The organism is Bacillus sp. 0102A (assembly GCF_036765155.1).
GTDB classification, from domain to species: domain Bacteria; phylum Bacillota; class Bacilli; order Bacillales; family Bacillaceae; genus Bacillus; species Bacillus subtilis_G.
Map to the genome: position 1 here is coordinate 1 of NZ_JBAIZW010000032.1, position 236 is coordinate 236.

The 236-nt window shown below is 55.1% G+C and carries 1 protein-coding gene; it reads left to right on the forward strand.

Translation table 11 applies throughout. The annotated features are described in order from the left end of the window. Window positions 1–236, forward strand: a 236-nt coding sequence (locus V6D41_RS21470) for a hypothetical protein (protein ID WP_333519575.1), incomplete at both ends; no start/stop codon positions are given.

Below are 236 nucleotides of genomic sequence, written 5' to 3' on the forward strand. Positions count from 1 at the left end.
CAGCTTGAAACGCTTCTGCCCGGCTACATGATCCCAGCTCATATGATAGAGATGGAACAATGGCCGGTTACGCCAAGCGGAAAGCTTGACCGAAACGCCCTGCCAGCTCCTGACGGAGCGGCAGATGAAGAGACCTACACGGCGCCGAGAAATGTGACAGAGATAAAGCTTGCCCAGCTGTGGGAGGACGTGCTGAAAAACGGCCCTGTCGGGATTCACGACAACTTTTTTGACCG